The sequence below is a fragment of the Marinomonas sp. 63XJN7_9_ISO-PGPR-S23-217 genome, assembly GCF_056173515.1.
The window spans coordinates 4748464-4763974 of sequence record NZ_CM149678.1; the positions used below are offsets into that span (position 1 = coordinate 4748464).

Consider the following 15511-nt stretch of genomic DNA (forward strand, 5'->3'; position numbering starts at 1 on the left):
TTCCAAGCACCTTGCATCAATGCCGCTCCTAACCGCCTTAAGCCGCGTTTGTCTGTTTTTTCATCAGATTTTAATATTCAAACCTTGTCATTGGTTACCATGAGGTCTATTATGAGGACTTGAATGTTCGTTTTCGAACATAAAAATTTTCATATGAACATAAAACAACAGACACGAAAAACATATCACTCAAAAACGAGTAAGGTTAAGCGGGGAGCACCATGACTCAAGTACATTATGATTTATTTGTTGTTGGTGGTGGCATCAACGGCACAGGCATCGCAGCCGATGCCTCTGGACGCGGACTTAAAGTTGGCTTATGTGAAATGGGCGATCTCGCTCATGCAACATCATCGTCAAGCAGCAAATTAATCCATGGTGGTTTGCGCTATTTAGAACATTATGAATTCCGACTTGTACGCGAAGCACTTAACGAGCGAGAAGTATTGCTTAAAGTTGCGCCGCACCTTGTTACTCCAATGCGTTTCCAAATGCCCCATCGTCCCCATTTACGCCCTGCCTGGTTGATTCGAATCGGCTTATTTTTGTATGACAATCTTGGCAAACGTGAAGCCCTTGCAGGCTCTCGTGGCGTGAAATACAACGCTGACAGTCCGCTAAAAGCCGACATCACGCAAGGGTTTGAGTATTCAGATTGCTGGGTGGATGATGCTCGCTTGGTCGTTATCAACGCGCTGAGCGCACAACAAAACGGTGCCAGTATTTTTGCCAGAACCCGCTGCAATGCCGCCAAACGCGACCATGGCCTATGGCGCATTGAACTAGAAGACCAGCTCACCCATCAGATCACAGAAGTAACCGCCACGGCACTGGTTAACGCCGCTGGCCCATGGGTCTCTTCTTTCATCGAAACCAAGATGGAACGCAAAGCGCCCTATGGTATCCGCATGATCAAAGGCAGCCACATTGTGGTACCACGACTTTACAAAGAATCCAATGCTTTTATCATGCAAAACGTCGACAAACGCATTGTCTTTGCTATCCCATACCGTGAACATTACACCCTCATTGGTACAACGGACGTGGAGTACAAAGGCGACCCAGATAAAGTAGCGATTTCTGCAGAAGAAACAAGTTACATTCTCAGCGTAGCAAACGATCACTTTAAAAAACAACTAACCCCCGATGACATTGTTTGGAGCTACTCCGGTGTTCGTCCATTGTTAGAAGACGAATCAGACAACCCTTCTGCGGTGACCCGTGATTACACCTTGCACCTAGAAGATGAAGAAAGCAAAGCGCCTTTACTCAGTATTTTTGGCGGCAAAATCACCACCTATCGCCAATTAGCCCTATCGGCCATGCGTAAATTAACCCCTTACTTTGATAACATGGGCGCCCCTTGGACACACAGTAAGCCACTGCCAGGCGGCGATTTAGGCATGCCTCTTGACGCATTTGGCATCCAACTCCAAAGACAGTACCCTTTTATTAGTGCACACAATGCACAACGCTTCGCCAACAGCTATGGCACCCTCACGCACCTCATGTTGGAAAAGGTCAGCAACGAAGCAGAGCTAGGACACTGTTTTGGCAACGAGTTGTATCAGGTAGAAGTCGACTATTTGATCAAACACGAATGGGCCCATAGTGCTGAAGATATTCTCTGGCGTCGCACAAAGCTTGGCCTAGAAATGTCGCAAAACGAAGTCAACACACTTCAAGAATACATAGAGAAATCATTGGCTATCGCGGCATAAACATCCGCGTTTTTGCTCTCTTTAATAAAAGCACCAACTTAAAAAAACCGATGAGAGACACACTGTCTTTCATCGGTTTTTTTAGCCCCCTATTTTCTATAACGAATATAAGGCTATAGGTATAGATTCAAAAATGCGGCAAAGCATCAGGCAGGGTTAAACAGTCTTTTGGCGAATAGCGATAACACTCACTAACCAGCCAAGCCAGTAATTGTTGTACTGGTTCTCGATGGCGCTGGGCATCAGGGCAGGCAAACAAATAACGATGCCCTTCATCTAATACCTCAGAAAAGGGTTTAACCAAACGGCCTTGCTGTATGTCATCCATTACCAACGGGGTACGCCCCAACGCAACGCCTTGACCCGCAATGGCTGCTTGCACCGCTAAATCCCCACGATTAAAACTAATGCCTCTCGACGGTTTTACTCCCCTGGCATTGGCCAATTGCAACCATTTTTCCCATTCCGCGTATGGGCTGGAAAAACGCCATTCGGAATCATCATTAAGCAATGACATTGCTGCCAGCTGATTGGGCTCGATCAACCCCTGCTCTTGGGCAAATGAGGCACTGCACACGGGAAAAACCTGATCTCTCATTAAAGGTACAATATAACTATTGCGACCATGAATATGACTGTGCACAATCGCCACATCAATGCGATCTCGCTGAAAATTGACCTCTCGATCATTCGCCTGAATCCGTAACTGTAAATCTGGGTACTGTTTCTGCAAACTGCCAAGACGAGGAATCAACCATTTCGTTGCAAAAGAAGGCATGACAGATACGGTCAAAATATTCGATGTCTCCTCCTCTTTTAGTTCAGAAATTAGGGCTTGGATCTGAGCAAAACTGTGATTGATGTGCACCGCAAGACGCGCCCCCGCCACGGTCAGCTCTAAACGACGATGGTAACGAATAAACAAGGTGAGCCCCAAACGCTCTTCTAACTGACGAATCTGCTGACTCACGGCCCCTTGTGTCAGGTGCATTTCTTGGGCCGCTTTGGTAAAGCTCAAGTGACGCGCGGCAATCGCAAACGTTTCTAAGCCATATAATGGAATTGGCTTCATAGCTTGCCCCCTGTTGAGCTATTGTGACTACTGCAAAATACAATCAACACCCAAAACCTCTTAGCAAAACTTGATGACAGTTTAGTGAAAATGCATGCTCGTTTGCTCTGACATGCCCCACAAATCAAGATGTCACAGAAAAAGTTGGCACGCTAAGCAATATAGAGATCATAACAAACTTTGCAGGCGAGGGATCATTTGGATTAGCTATTCTAATGCAATTGATCAGATTATATCGTTTGAAAGACCTGGCAAAAAACCTAAAATAAGCCTTATCTCTTAGGTTGAACAGCGACCTGATCTAGATCTTTCAACGTAGCCCTTACTATGTTGATGACCAGCTCAAAGACCACTCCCACAGTTGGAATTTGAGAGGACACAATACTTCCCCACAGAGGTATTTTGTTTGGAACTGCTAGTTACTTTTGTTTAAGCCGGACTTCATGTCCGGTTTTTTTTGCTTGCTAAGGGGTGCTGGATAGCACAAAGAAAACCTTTAGAAAGTGGCCAATATCGATAGGCAGATATCAGCCTATTTATCCTGCCAAACTAGTATGCAATAGATAGGTCATTACCGATAGGAATATCACCAACCCCAAATAGAGTACGGCGTAATTTGTCCGTTCATTAAAGCTGGCCTCGTAATACCCTTGGGGAACTGCATTCGGATTAGGCCAAATGGCCTGCTTAATTTGAGGGTAAGCCAGAATAACAATCAGTATCAACATCGGACTGTGATTATAAAAAAACAGTCCGACCAATAACGGTAACCCCAATAGCCACATTTTAGGTGAAATGATGGCAGTAATACGCCCACCGTCTAGAGGGGATAAGGGGATCAGGTTAAACAAATTAATCATACAGCCTGCGTAAGCGAGCGCCAGCATCAGCTGACTACCACTCTCCCGAGCCAACCAGTAACACCCCATGGCAGCCAGCGTCCCAATAACGGGCCCAGCAAAGGCAATATAGGCTTCCGTTTCCACATTGGTTGGCTGCTCTTTCATCTGAATCCAAGCACCAACAAAAGGAATAAAGGTTGGAACCCCAACGTTGAGACCGCGCTGACGCGCGGCCATATAATGCCCTAATTCATGAAATAAAATCAGCAGCACAAACCCAACGGCATAGCGCCAACCAAATATCCACGAATAAGCCAACATGGAAAACAACATGGTGCCGCCCATTGTTAAGAGCTTGCCAAATTTGGCGGCACTAAAGAGAAGCAAAAACAGTTTTACCATGATTCATAGAACCTATTTTTTACGGCGAAATAGCTTCATGATTACGCCACCAAATGCAACCACACCGATAATAATGACCTTTTTAAAGGCGATAAGTAACGCTAACAGTTTTGCAAACAAACCCATTTTCGCCGCCACGCCACCAGCAACCAACGCTGCTAGTCCATATTCCGCCACATGATCGGTCTTACTGTTAAAGTCCGCATAACGATTGCCTTTCGTAAAATTCGTTACCGCGAGTAAAGCTGGGGTTTCTTTTTCGATGTCATGAAGCTGGCTCATACCGCCAATCACATTCAGTACCAACACCCCTTCGCGCCCCAAAACACGAATTTTGTAATTGAGCGAATCTTCACGAGACGCGCTCGTTTTAAAGTCTTCCGCCCAATAAAATTTATGGGTTGATTGATCATAGCGAGGCGGTTGTGCCCAACCAACTAGCTCAATGGAACTATAACCCTGTTTCACCCGCTCTTCACTCTCTGACTGAGTTTCTTTCTTCATTTTTTGCAGAAGTTCGTTATAGTCGATCTCATTGGCGTCAGAGTCTTTGACATGACCATCTTTTTGATAGGTGATCACGACTCCCCAGCCATTATTGCTAAGAGGGTTGGTATCAGTAGGAATCAGCATGCCCAAGGTTTTATTACCAGGTGGATTTCCCCAGCCATCGACCAATAGACGCTCAGCACTCTCAGGTGAAAGGTATTCAAATTTATCTGTTAAATTTAGCTCTGCGACGCCATTCGCAAGTGTAATATGTCCAGACTGGGGGTGGAGCTGCTGCAAAAACTGCTCAGCGGTCATATTGTCATTGTCCGACTCAGCAGCGAAGGTGTAAAAAGAAATACAGGCTAGCCATAACATAATGAGGCTTTTCATTCTTGAAATCGTCCCTTTATCAAGTTAATAAAAATAAAAGCGGATGATACAAGGTTTACAAAGCAATCGTTAGTATTTTTCCCGAAACTAAAACAAAAAAACGGCGACCCGAAGGTCGCCGCACACAATACACATTGCTGTGTATCCGGTCATTCCATTCTTATGCCGCTTGCTCTTCGCGGACTTGCTCAGTTATCAACTGAGCCTGTGATAACTTTTCCATCAAACGCACCACTTGGCAGCTGTAACCGTATTCGTTATCGTACCAAACATATAGAGTGGCTTGGTTACCACGTACTTTCGTCGACAAAGAGTCCAAAATACCCGCCTGTTCAGAACCAATAAAGTCAGAACTAACAGCATCCGCTTCGGCACTGAAACCAATCTGACCGCTTAACTCTGCGGAACTAGAAGCGTTTTGTAAGAGTTGATTAATCACTTCAACCGACGTAGCTTCTTTTAAGGTTAAACTTAAAACAGCAATCGACACATTAATAACGGGGACACGAATAGCACTGCCGCTTAGCTTGCCTTCCAATGAAGGAATCGCTTTAGATACTGCTTTTGCAGCACCTGTTTCGGTCATCACCATATTCATGCCAGCGGCACGACCACGACGGTCACCTTTGTGGATATTATCAATCAGGTTTTGATCATTGGTGTAAGCATGTACGGTTTCCACATGTCCAGATTCAATGCCAAACTTTTTCTCTAATACTGAGAGAATCGGCGTAATCGCGTTGGTCGTACAAGACGCCGCTGACACAATACGATCCGTTTGCGTAAGATCCCCATCATTGACGCCAAATACGATGTTTTTCATTTCTTTACCAGGGGCGGTCAACACAACACGCTCAATACCTGGACGTTGTAAATGAACATTTAAGCCATCGCGATCTCGCCAACGGCCAGTATTATCAACCAATAAAGCACGGTGGACACCATGAGCCTCGTAATCCACTTGAGCAGGATCAGACGCATAAATCACTTTCACCACTTGCCCATTGATGATCAGACTTTGGTTCGCTTCATCCACTTTAACCAAACCATCATAGGTACCATGGACGGAATCGTATTTGAGTAAGCTGGCGCGTTTGGCAAGGTCGTTATCACAGGCCTTACGAACCACAATGGCCGCCAAGTACATACCAGGAGTGGTATGACCTAGTGCACACATACGACGGGCTAATAAGCGACCAATACGACCAAAGCCATACAGTACAACAGGAGTCGTTTCTCCTTCTGACGACGGCGCTGACAAAATAGAGTTAACATCGGCCTCAGCCAGCAAAGCTTCTAATGCCAATACGCGTTGCTTTGAAGGGCTTGCCAAGGCTTGTTCCAGCACTTGATACACCTGCGTCAGATCCAATTCTGGGTGCTTGTCAAAAATGCCCATCAGACCTGTGACGGAATCCGCCATTAATGTCTGACCAGCCAATTGGACCTTGACTGAGTGTTCGCGGCCAAGTTTACCCAAAAGCGGAATCATGGATTCCACCAGCGCAAGAGATTGTAACCAAGTGTTTGTCATATCAGGCTCCCCAGAAGACACTATTGAGTCGAATTGGGGGCAGTCTACCGTCGCTTTCGTCTAAAAACAAATTGTAAAAAGGCAACGAAATCCCTTTAAAATCCGATATTTAACTCAATTTTTAATGGAAATAACGAGAAAACAACAGACACTTAGAAACTTTACTACATTCACAAGCCATTCACGGAAAGAAGACTGAAAATGACAGGATAATTTCGTAATTTGATAACCAAAAAAGAGAGAAAATTTCATGTTATTTTTTATAACTGACGCTTTCGCTCCGCCAAAATGCCCAATAAACAAAAGCAAGCAAACAACACAACAGGACGATAAATCAGATCAATTCTCGTAATCAGCCAAAACACCAGAGGCTGACTCCATAAGGCCAACAAACCATAGCCAAAGGCACACATCAAAATAAACGCCGCCACCCGAGCCACAAAGACCCAAGAGGCAACTGCTCTTTTTAAAAAGCCATTGACTTTATCACCGTAAATCACCAGACAAGTTGCCACCAGAGCAACTGAGATAGAATGCAGGTAAGGCTGCAGGAAATACGCTAAACGCAAATTCAAATCTAACAGAAACATGACAAGAGCTCAGATAAAAGCGGCCTTATACAAAGGCCCGTTTAATAATTTACTGAGTTTGCTTTGACAAGGCTTCGACGTCAATAGTACCGGACTCTGATGGTACCTTAGGGTCTTCATCGACATAACTGATCGACACATCAAATGTCGTGTTATGCAGCTCGATATAAGTGCCATCTTTAAAGTACCACCTCGCACGCCCATAGCCGTTTTTGATAAAACCGACATTTGGTTCGCCATACTTTTTTTCCAGAAACTCACCCAGCTTCTGACGCTCATGGGTATTCTCAACCACCCCAGCCAAGTTGGCGTGACGAATGTAATCGTAATCATTAAAGGTGATATCCAGTTCTTTAATCCCTAAAATACCTTTTGGGCCAAGACTGTAAGACACCACATCTTTTTTATAGGAAGGATAAGGCTGTAAGCCCATTTTTGATAACTGCTTCTCCAGCGTTTTTTTACTTAAATCGTTCACCTTGAGACCAAACAACTCAGCCCCACCATTCTGAGGTGTTGCCTGTTTCTCAAGCTCTGAGGCAGCATCAGCAAATACAGCTGACGAGCCTAAACCAAGCATCATAACACAGCCTAATACCCTAGAAATCCAGCACAAACGCATCACTTCACACCTATCTAAATCTGCCGATGAATAGACTCGGCCATCAACAAAAACCACTCTCTTCTATTGTACCTTTAATTCTATTTCGTAGGTGGTCATTCCTTGTGTGGTTTTGTGTCTTCATCACACATAAATTATCGCTTTCATAACATAAAATATACAAAACCATTCAAAAATTTGATCGCCATAAAACACCACTGGGCGAATACTTTTCAGCGTCAACAACCTAGCAGACAACACTACAGAACATCTGCTAAAATGCGCAAAAATTGCATCTCACTCCCCTCTCAAGACGCAATAAAAAATGGCATAACAAACACCTTTAAGACATTCAACTTAGAATATTTTAGAGACGATTACGAGACATTATTGAGGTACATTACACATGGCACTTGTTATTGGCGTAACAGGCATTTCTGGCAGTGGCAAAAGTCGACTATGTTCTCTTTTAGCCGAAGGCAAAGAAGATCGCATTACCGTCCTTTGCCAAGACAGCTTTTACAATGGCTGCGGCAGCATTGACCCAGACGTCTACAACTTTGATGATTTAAGCTCTTTAGATTTAGAAAGTATCATCCTTGCCATTCATAACTGCAAAAACAAGCAGCAACCTAATGAAATTCCAGTATACGATCACTCACAACACAAGCGTGTTGGCTATCGTAACTTAGCACCAACGGATGTTGTTCTCGTAGAAGGACATATGATGTTCCAAGACGCCGCCATTCGCGATGCAGTAGACTATCTACTGTTTGTCGATACCGATATGGACATTGCCATTGTACGCCGCTTAAAGCGAGATATCGCTGAACGAGCTCGCAATGTCAACGAAGTCACCAGTCGATACATGCGCCACGTACGCCAAGCCTCCCTCAAAACCTTGGATATTCGCGAGAAAGCCGATTTTATCATCCCAAATAATAAGAGCTTCACCAATGCAGCCAATCTTCTTAGCAGCTACATTGACTCCCTGCTCAATAAGAAAGGCGCCAATTAGAACACGCTGACAAGCCCAATAAAAAAGGCACCTAAAATGATGCCTTTTTTAATCGTTCTTTCGCTCATTGTTACTATGCGATAATACACATAAGTCGCTGTATGCTTACAGCGACTTATGTGTATCGGAGATTACTTTTTTATATCATCAAAGAAACGCTTCACTCCATCAAACCAGCTCTTCTGTTTCGGAGAATGATCCGTTCCTTCCCCCATGCTTTCGGCTAATTCGGTCAACAGCTCTTTCTGGCGAGATGTTAGATTCACGGGCGTTTCTACCGCCACCTTACAAATCAAATCGCCCACTGGACCACCACGCACTGGTTTCACGCCTTTGTTACGAAGACGGAACAACTTACCACTTTGGCACTCTGGCGTGACTTTTAAGCGCACACGACCATCTAATGTCGGCACATCGATTTCGCCACCCAGCGCGGCAGTGGTAAAGCTAATAGGCACTTCACAGTACAAGTTCGCACCATCGCGCTCAAAGATACGGTGAGGTTTTACCGATACTTGAACAAATAAATCCCCTGCTGGTCCACCATTGGCTCCAGCTTCCCCTTCGCCTGACAAACGAATACGATCCCCCGTATCCACGCCCGCAGGAATCTTAACATTGAGCGTTTTGTACTCTTGAACACGACCCTGACCATGGCAGTCAGGACACGGATCGCTAATGACTTGACCCGCACCGTGACACTCTGGACAGGTTTGTTGAACAGAGAAAAAGCCTTGTGACATGCGAACTTGACCCGCACCACCACAGGTGCCACAGGTTTTTGGCTTAGACCCTTTCTTCGCACCAGAACCATCACAGGTTTTACAGTTAACAAGCGTTGGTATGCGGATTTTTTCTTCACACCCCCAAACCGCCTGCTCTAGATCTAACTCTAAGGTGTAGCGTAAATCAGAACCACGGCGTGTACGACTTTGACCGCCACCACCTCCGCCGCCAAAGATATCGCCAAACACATCACCAAAGATATCGCTAAAACCACCTGCACCAGCACCACCAAAGCCACCAGCCTGACCGTTAACACCGTCATGACCAAAGCGATCATAAGCTTCGCGTTTTTCATCGGAAGATAAAACTTCGTATGCTTCGGCTACTTCTTTAAATTTATCCAGCGCCTCAGGATTGTCTGGATTCTTATCAGGGTGATACTTATTCGCAAGGGAGCGATAAGCTTTTTTGATGTCTTTCTTATCCGCGCCTCTGGCTACCCCAAGAACGTCGTAATAGTCTCTTTTGCTCATCGCTGGCATTCCTGAATACAAATAATCTTAGTAATAAAAGTCTTGATTCAAACCTCATGAGTCGTCTCTCATCAAAGCCTGAATGCAAAAAATCTGAGTGGTCAATACTTTCTATCATTTGCCATTACTTTAGAGGGCTACAAATAGCAAAACACGGTCCTAAAACCGTGTTCCGCCATATGTACCTTAGAAGTAAGGCAACAAAAACAAGCGTTACGGCTTATTTTTTCTCTTCTTTTACTTCTTCGAACTCTGCATCAACAGCATCGTCCTGAGTTTTGCTAGAAGCAGCGTCTTCAGCACCTGGTTTGGCACCGCCCGCTTGAGCTGCTTCAGCTTCGGCATACATTTTCTGAGCCAAAGTACCAGACGCTTGAGTCAACGCATTGGTTTTCTCTTCGATCTTCTCTTTATCGTTAGAAGTCAGCGCTTCTTCCAATTCGGTGATCGCTTTCTCAATTGCTTCTTTCTCTTCTGCAGTCGCTTTATCGCCAGCATCTGCTAAGGTTTTACGAGTTGCGTGGATCATGCCATCAGCGGTGTTACGTACTTGTACAAGTTCTTCGAACTTGCGATCTTCTTCCGCGTTTGCTTCCGCATCCTGAACCATTTTTTCTACTTCTTCATCACTCAAACCAGAAGACGCTTTGATGACGATAGACTGCTCTTTACCGGTTGCTTTGTCTTTCGCAGAAACGCTCAAGATACCGTTGGCATCAATATCGAAGCTTACTTCGATTTGAGGCACACCGCGTGGTGCAGGTGGAATATCCGCCAAGTCAAAACGACCTAGAGATTTGTTTTGAGCCGCTTGTTTACGCTCACCTTGCAACGCATGGATCGTTACTGCGTTCTGGTTATCCTCAGCAGTCGAGAAGGTTTGTGATTTCTTCGTTGGGATCGTTGTGTTCTTCTCGATCAGAATCGTCATCACCCCACCCATTGTCTCGATACCAAGAGACAGAGGCGTTACGTCTAGAAGAAGAACGTCTTTCACATCACCAGCCAATACCGCACCTTGGATAGAGGCACCGATAGCAACGGCTTCGTCTGGGTTCACATCTTTACGTGGCTCTTTTCCAAAAAACTCAGTTACTTTCGCTTGCACCAAAGGCATACGAGTTTGACCACCCACCAAGATGACTTCGTCGATGTCAGAAGCAGAAAGATCGGCATCTTTAAGGGCTTGGCGGCAAGGCTCAAGAGAGTTCAACACCAAATCTTCTACCAAAGACTCCAACTTAGAACGCGTTAATTTCACGTTCAAGTGTTTAGGACCAGAGGCATCCGCTGTGATGTAAGGTAAGTTCACTTCTGTTTGAGAAGAAGAAGACAACTCAACTTTCGCTTTCTCACCCGCTTCTTTCAAACGTTGTAGCGCTAATGGATCGTTGTGTAAATCGATACCAGACTGTTTCTTAAATTCAGCGGCCAAGTATTCGATAACGCGCATATCGAAGTCTTCACCACCTAGGAACGTATCACCGTTGGTAGACAATACTTCGAATTGTTTCTCACCATCCACATCGGCGATTTCGATGATAGAAATATCGAATGTACCACCACCAAGGTCATAAACCGCGATAGTAGAATCGCCAGAGCTTTTATCTAGGCCGTATGCCAATGCAGCGGCGGTTGGCTCGTTGATAATACGTTTTACTTCAAGACCCGCAATTTTACCGGCGTCTTTTGTTGCTTGACGCTGAGAGTCATTAAAGTAAGCAGGTACGGTGATAACCGCTTCAGTTACCTTCTCACCTAGGTAGTCTTCCGCTGTTTTCTTCATTTTTTTAAGAACTTCAGCAGAGATTTGTGGTGGCGCTTTCTTATCGCCTTTTACTTCAACCCATGCGTCGCCATTGTCAGCGCTGATGATTTTGTAAGGCACCATGGAGATGTCTTTTTGTACGACTTTATCGTCAAAGCGACGACCAATCAGACGCTTAACCGCGAACAAAGTGTTTGTAGGGTTAGTAACGGCTTGACGTTTTGCAGATTGACCTACCAAGATTTCGCCGTCTTCAGTAAAGGCAACGATGGAAGGCGTGGTGCGATCACCTTCAGCATTTTCAATAACACGAGATTTGTCGCCATCCAATACGGCAACACAAGAGTTTGTTGTACCTAAGTCAATACCAATGATTTTACCCATGGTCTGTATCTCCAATAAATTCGTTTATGACGATGATAATTCTGTATTTGGGTACGCTTCTGAGCTTTTCAACCGATCAGTGTCAAAAAAATGACGGTCTTTATGCTGCGCTTGAAACAACGACCATCGCTGGACGAAGTAAGCGACCATGAAGCGTGTAACCTTTTTGCACAACATCCATTACCGTGTTGGGCTCAAGGTCGGGATTTGGCACCATAGTCATCGCTTGGTGCAAGTCAGGGTTGAAGGGTTCACCATGTGGGTCAACCTTCTTCACCTCAAAACGGGCGAGGGTTTCAAGCAAGTCTTTCAACGTCAACTCAACCCCTTCGCGAACAGGGTCAGGCTCACCTGATGCTGGCGCAGACGCCAAAGCACGTTCTAGGTTGTCTGCCACATTCACAATGGCTTTAGCAAATTTTTCCACACCAAACTTATGTGCTTTTTCTACATCTTGCTCAGCACGGCGACGCACGTTTTGGGCATCTGCTTGAGCACGGAGAGCCGCTTCTTTGTATTGCGCGACCTCTTCAAGTGCTTTGGCAAGCTCGTCGTTTGCTGGCTCGGTTTCAAACACCTCAGCTTCAGGCTCTAAAAGTTCTTCTACTGTTTCGTTTTGCGCTTCGCTTTTCAAATCTTGCTCCGCTTCTAGATTAGGATTTTTTTGCTGATCACTCATATTTACTCCAAATAACAGAAACAATTCTTTCTCTGTGCTGGGTATATGGGGCCAGCTTCTAACCTTTCAACACCAAGACCGTATAAATTTAGGGGGAATTTACGGTCATTGGAGCAAAAGCCAAAATAAGGCAAAACCACCGACAAACCATAGAATGGATAAGCCAAACATATGCCATTAACGTGATATGGAAAAATAGATTTTATTCAATGGGTTATAAGCAAGACATGGCTATTGGGCTACTATCCTAGCGTTTAATTCCATAAATCACAGCATTGACTATTTGCTCTGCTATTGAGTGATTAAGGGGAGCATGATTGGTAAACAGCCGAAAAATAGCCGGTCCATAGATAAGATCCATCGCGATGTCGACATCGATTTGTTCATTGACTTCACCGCGCTGAACCGCCCGCTCCCAAATCACTTTGCAGGCTTTTCGTCTCCCCTCTAGAAATCTAATTCGAAATTCCTGCTGTATCTGGCAGTCATATTGGCTTTCTGCAATGAATTCTCTGAAAAGGCGCCCTTGATCCGATAAATAGAAACGGATCATTGCTTGTAGCTCGTCGATAAAATCCAGACGAACAGAATGATGGTTCGGTATGGTGACTTCTTTTGCCATGAGTTCAGAAAACGCATCAAGACATATTGCCACCTTATTTGGCCACCATTTATAGAGCGTCGCCTTACTCACCCCCGCCTCTTTAGCGATGGCCTCGGCCGTGATACTTCGCAAGGTTTCATGGCGAGTAAGCGCCAATGTTGCGGTTAAAATGGCTTGTCTTGCTTGCTCACTACGGGGGCGCCCGCGATTAGGTGCGTCACTTTTATTCATATATAAACTCTACTCAATATTTGTCGATAAACTCATCGCACGGTATAACTCAAGCTCTTGCTCAACGTAGTTAAGCTTATCTCGAACTCTTTTCACGGCATCCTCACCCAGTGGAAGCCTTAATGGTGGAGAAGCTAAGGAGACAACTTCTCTTATAACTGCTGCGGCTTTTTTAGGGTCTCCTAATTGAGAACCATGGGCTTCTTTGGCTCTGTTTCGATTAATAACACGGTCGTATTCAGTGAATTGCTTTGCCGCGATTTGAATAGACTTTCCACTCAAAAACTCCGTTCTAAACATGCCTGGCTCGATAAGCGTTACCTTAATACCGCAGTGCTTAACTTCTTTTTCGAGAGCTTCCGATATACCTTCAATAGCAAACTTTGATGCACCATAAACTCCATTTCCAGCAGAGGCAGCAAAGCCCCCAAGAGAGGAAATATTGATAATGTGCCCGCTACCTTGCTGTCGCAGGATAGGTAAAGCTGCTCTGATAATATTGAGTGGGCCTTCAACATTGGTGGCAAAGATATCGCGAACTTGCTCAGCGGAAGTTTCTTCCACCGCGCCGAGGAGACCATAGCCAGCATTATTGACCACCACATCAATGCGACCAAAGTGATTCATAGCGGCTTCAACCGCCTTTTGCGCTTGCGCCTGTTGCGTCACATCAAGCTGAACGACTCTCAATTGATCATTCTTAGGCAAGTCATTGGCCTTCATTATATTACGAACACCAGCAATAACCGAGTCACCGGCTTCCAGAGCCGCCACGACCATCTCTTTGCCCAGCCCTCGAGAAGCGCCAGTAATAAACCAAACTTTCTTGTCAGTATTAATCATTAGCAAGACCTCATATTTGCGTCATGGATAACTTAGATACTAAACGTTTAGTTTATAAAAAAAACAAAAAATGTTAATTGACTAAACATTTACGTTGAGAAGCATTTCATGACCCATAAGCCGCTCCTACACCTCAGATATTTGCTTTATCGACTGGGCGATTACGGTTCTCGCAGTGGCCTAAGTAGAGCTTGTCTTGCGTGCGCGACACGCACTTGGCGTAAAGCGCTGGGTAACCAGATTAAAAAATATTGAATGTCGCGCGTCCCAACGGGTGAGGGAATTTCCATTAATTGTCCGCTGAGAATTTGCTCTTGGCATAAAAACTCTGGCATGACCGACCAGCCAAACCCTTGAGACAGTAACTTACGCTGGGCTCGTAAATCTTGACCGACCATCGCCGGCACCAATCCTTCGATACTAATGTGGTTTTTCTGCAACCATGAATCCACCAAGGACAACTCCAAGTTGTAGGCTAATAAAGGTTCAGCGCGTATGGCAGAGGCGAAGTCCGGCGCCGATGTTAAGCGCGCAGCAACCTGTGGTGAGGCGACAGGCAATACTCGACTGGTATAAATCCGCTCGCTCTTTAGACGACTATCTATCACAGGGTGTGCTGAAATTCCCAAATCACAGTGACCTTCTAGCAACATACTGGACACCATATTGCCATTCCCCGTATGCATGCGCATTTTCACGCCCGCCTCGAGCAAGGGCAATAATCGCTCACTGAGAATTTCAGCCATAAAATCCGCATGACCAACAATTTGCAGCACACCAGAAATGTCCATGGATCGGGCTCGTGCCGAGGCCAAAGCGGCCTCGACGGCATCCAGTTTGTCACCGATATCCATCGCCAACTCGACGGCAGCGGACGTGGGCTCAACCCCGGTGGGTGAACGCTCAAACAAAGGCCGACCAATAGCGACTTCCAAGCCTGCAATATGTTGTGACACGGCAGGCTGCGTTAAATTCAATGAGCGTGCTGCACCACTGATCGAACGTTGACGGAACACCTCCATAAAGGTTCGCATTCTCGGTAATGACATTTACCACCCCATAAATTTATTTATACCCCATG

At 45.3% G+C, this 15511-nt stretch carries 14 protein-coding genes; 2 read left to right on the forward strand and 12 right to left on the reverse strand.

The window, feature by feature from the left end; genetic code table 11:
• Nucleotides 1–221 precede the first annotated feature (221 nt).
• Nucleotides 222–1721, forward strand: coding sequence for a glycerol-3-phosphate dehydrogenase (glpD, locus tag AC0VYI_RS22085; RefSeq protein ID WP_475445631.1), 1500 nt, complete (start codon nucleotides 222–224; stop codon nucleotides 1719–1721).
• Between the two features lie 127 nt (nucleotides 1722–1848).
• Here the strand turns inward: glpD and gcvA are convergent, their stop codons facing one another.
• The 6 genes from gcvA to AC0VYI_RS22115 form a co-directional block, all read right to left on the reverse strand.
• Nucleotides 1849–2793, reverse strand: a complete 945-nt coding sequence (gene gcvA, locus AC0VYI_RS22090; protein ID WP_475445633.1) for a transcriptional regulator GcvA — start codon at nucleotides 2791–2793, stop codon at nucleotides 1849–1851.
• A 536-nt stretch (nucleotides 2794–3329) separates the two neighbouring features.
• Complete coding sequence (locus AC0VYI_RS22095) at nucleotides 3330–4037, reverse strand: site-2 protease family protein (protein WP_475445635.1); 708 nt, start codon at nucleotides 4035–4037, stop codon at nucleotides 3330–3332.
• Nucleotides 4038–4049: 12 nt separating this feature from the next.
• Nucleotides 4050–4919 carry a DUF2167 domain-containing protein gene (locus tag AC0VYI_RS22100; protein WP_475445637.1) on the reverse strand — a complete coding sequence of 290 codons (870 nt, stop codon included), beginning with the start codon at nucleotides 4917–4919 and terminating at the stop codon, nucleotides 4050–4052.
• Between the two features lie 160 nt (nucleotides 4920–5079).
• Nucleotides 5080–6453, reverse strand: a complete 1374-nt coding sequence (locus AC0VYI_RS22105) for a glyceraldehyde-3-phosphate dehydrogenase (protein ID WP_475445639.1) — start codon at nucleotides 6451–6453, stop codon at nucleotides 5080–5082.
• A gap of 260 nt (nucleotides 6454–6713) precedes the next feature.
• The gene (locus AC0VYI_RS22110; protein ID WP_475445641.1) at nucleotides 6714–7043 is read right to left on the reverse strand and encodes a DUF3392 family protein; all 330 of its coding nucleotides are present in this window, start codon (nucleotides 7041–7043) and stop codon (nucleotides 6714–6716) included.
• 49 nt (nucleotides 7044–7092) lie between these two features.
• Nucleotides 7093–7722: a uridine kinase gene (locus tag AC0VYI_RS22115; RefSeq protein ID WP_475445643.1), complete on the reverse strand. Its 630-nt coding sequence runs from the start codon at nucleotides 7720–7722 to the stop codon at nucleotides 7093–7095.
• 328 nt (nucleotides 7723–8050) lie between these two features.
• Between AC0VYI_RS22115 and AC0VYI_RS22120 the strand changes: the two genes are divergently transcribed.
• A complete protein-coding gene (locus tag AC0VYI_RS22120; protein WP_199478375.1) occupies nucleotides 8051–8662 on the forward strand; it encodes a uridine kinase family protein in 612 nt (203 codons plus the stop codon).
• Between the two features lie 131 nt (nucleotides 8663–8793).
• Here the strand turns inward: AC0VYI_RS22120 and dnaJ are convergent, their stop codons facing one another.
• The 6 genes from dnaJ to AC0VYI_RS22150 form a co-directional block, all read right to left on the reverse strand.
• Nucleotides 8794–9921: a molecular chaperone DnaJ gene (gene dnaJ, locus AC0VYI_RS22125; RefSeq protein ID WP_199478376.1), complete on the reverse strand. Its 1128-nt coding sequence runs from the start codon at nucleotides 9919–9921 to the stop codon at nucleotides 8794–8796.
• Nucleotides 9922–10141: 220 nt separating this feature from the next.
• Nucleotides 10142–12073: a molecular chaperone DnaK gene (gene dnaK / locus AC0VYI_RS22130; RefSeq protein ID WP_475445645.1), complete on the reverse strand. Its 1932-nt coding sequence runs from the start codon at nucleotides 12071–12073 to the stop codon at nucleotides 10142–10144.
• Between the two features lie 100 nt (nucleotides 12074–12173).
• Nucleotides 12174–12752, reverse strand: a complete 579-nt coding sequence (gene grpE / locus AC0VYI_RS22135; RefSeq protein ID WP_475445647.1) for a nucleotide exchange factor GrpE — start codon at nucleotides 12750–12752, stop codon at nucleotides 12174–12176.
• A 247-nt stretch (nucleotides 12753–12999) separates the two neighbouring features.
• Nucleotides 13000–13587, reverse strand: a complete 588-nt coding sequence (locus tag AC0VYI_RS22140) for a TetR/AcrR family transcriptional regulator (protein WP_475445649.1) — start codon at nucleotides 13585–13587, stop codon at nucleotides 13000–13002.
• A 9-nt stretch (nucleotides 13588–13596) separates the two neighbouring features.
• Nucleotides 13597–14430, reverse strand: a complete 834-nt coding sequence (locus AC0VYI_RS22145) for an oxidoreductase (protein ID WP_475445650.1) — start codon at nucleotides 14428–14430, stop codon at nucleotides 13597–13599.
• Nucleotides 14431–14591: 161 nt separating this feature from the next.
• Nucleotides 14592–15479, reverse strand: a complete 888-nt coding sequence (locus AC0VYI_RS22150; RefSeq protein ID WP_475445652.1) for a LysR family transcriptional regulator — start codon at nucleotides 15477–15479, stop codon at nucleotides 14592–14594.
• Nucleotides 15480–15511: the final 32 nt, after the last annotated feature.

Bases quoted from the DNA above. Each gene is read 5' to 3' on its own strand.
- glpD (WP_475445631.1), top strand. From the start codon at position 222: ATGACTCAAGTACATTATGATTTATTTGTTGTTGGTGGTGGCATCAAC.
- gcvA (WP_475445633.1), bottom strand. From the start codon at position 2,793: ATGAAGCCAATTCCATTATATGGCTTAGAAACGTTTGCGATTGCCGCG.
- AC0VYI_RS22095 (WP_475445635.1), bottom strand. From the start codon at position 4,037: ATGGTAAAACTGTTTTTGCTTCTCTTTAGTGCCGCCAAATTTGGCAAG.
- AC0VYI_RS22100 (WP_475445637.1), bottom strand. From the start codon at position 4,919: ATGAAAAGCCTCATTATGTTATGGCTAGCCTGTATTTCTTTTTACACC.
- AC0VYI_RS22105 (WP_475445639.1), bottom strand. From the start codon at position 6,453: ATGACAAACACTTGGTTACAATCTCTTGCGCTGGTGGAATCCATGATT.
- AC0VYI_RS22110 (WP_475445641.1), bottom strand. From the start codon at position 7,043: ATGTTTCTGTTAGATTTGAATTTGCGTTTAGCGTATTTCCTGCAGCCT.
- AC0VYI_RS22120 (WP_199478375.1), top strand. From the start codon at position 8,051: ATGGCACTTGTTATTGGCGTAACAGGCATTTCTGGCAGTGGCAAAAGT.
- dnaJ (WP_199478376.1), bottom strand. From the start codon at position 9,921: ATGAGCAAAAGAGACTATTACGACGTTCTTGGGGTAGCCAGAGGCGCG.
- dnaK (WP_475445645.1), bottom strand. From the start codon at position 12,073: ATGGGTAAAATCATTGGTATTGACTTAGGTACAACAAACTCTTGTGTT.
- grpE (WP_475445647.1), bottom strand. From the start codon at position 12,752: ATGAGTGATCAGCAAAAAAATCCTAATCTAGAAGCGGAGCAAGATTTG.
- AC0VYI_RS22140 (WP_475445649.1), bottom strand. From the start codon at position 13,587: ATGAATAAAAGTGACGCACCTAATCGCGGGCGCCCCCGTAGTGAGCAA.
- AC0VYI_RS22145 (WP_475445650.1), bottom strand. From the start codon at position 14,430: ATGATTAATACTGACAAGAAAGTTTGGTTTATTACTGGCGCTTCTCGA.
- AC0VYI_RS22150 (WP_475445652.1), bottom strand. From the start codon at position 15,479: ATGTCATTACCGAGAATGCGAACCTTTATGGAGGTGTTCCGTCAACGT.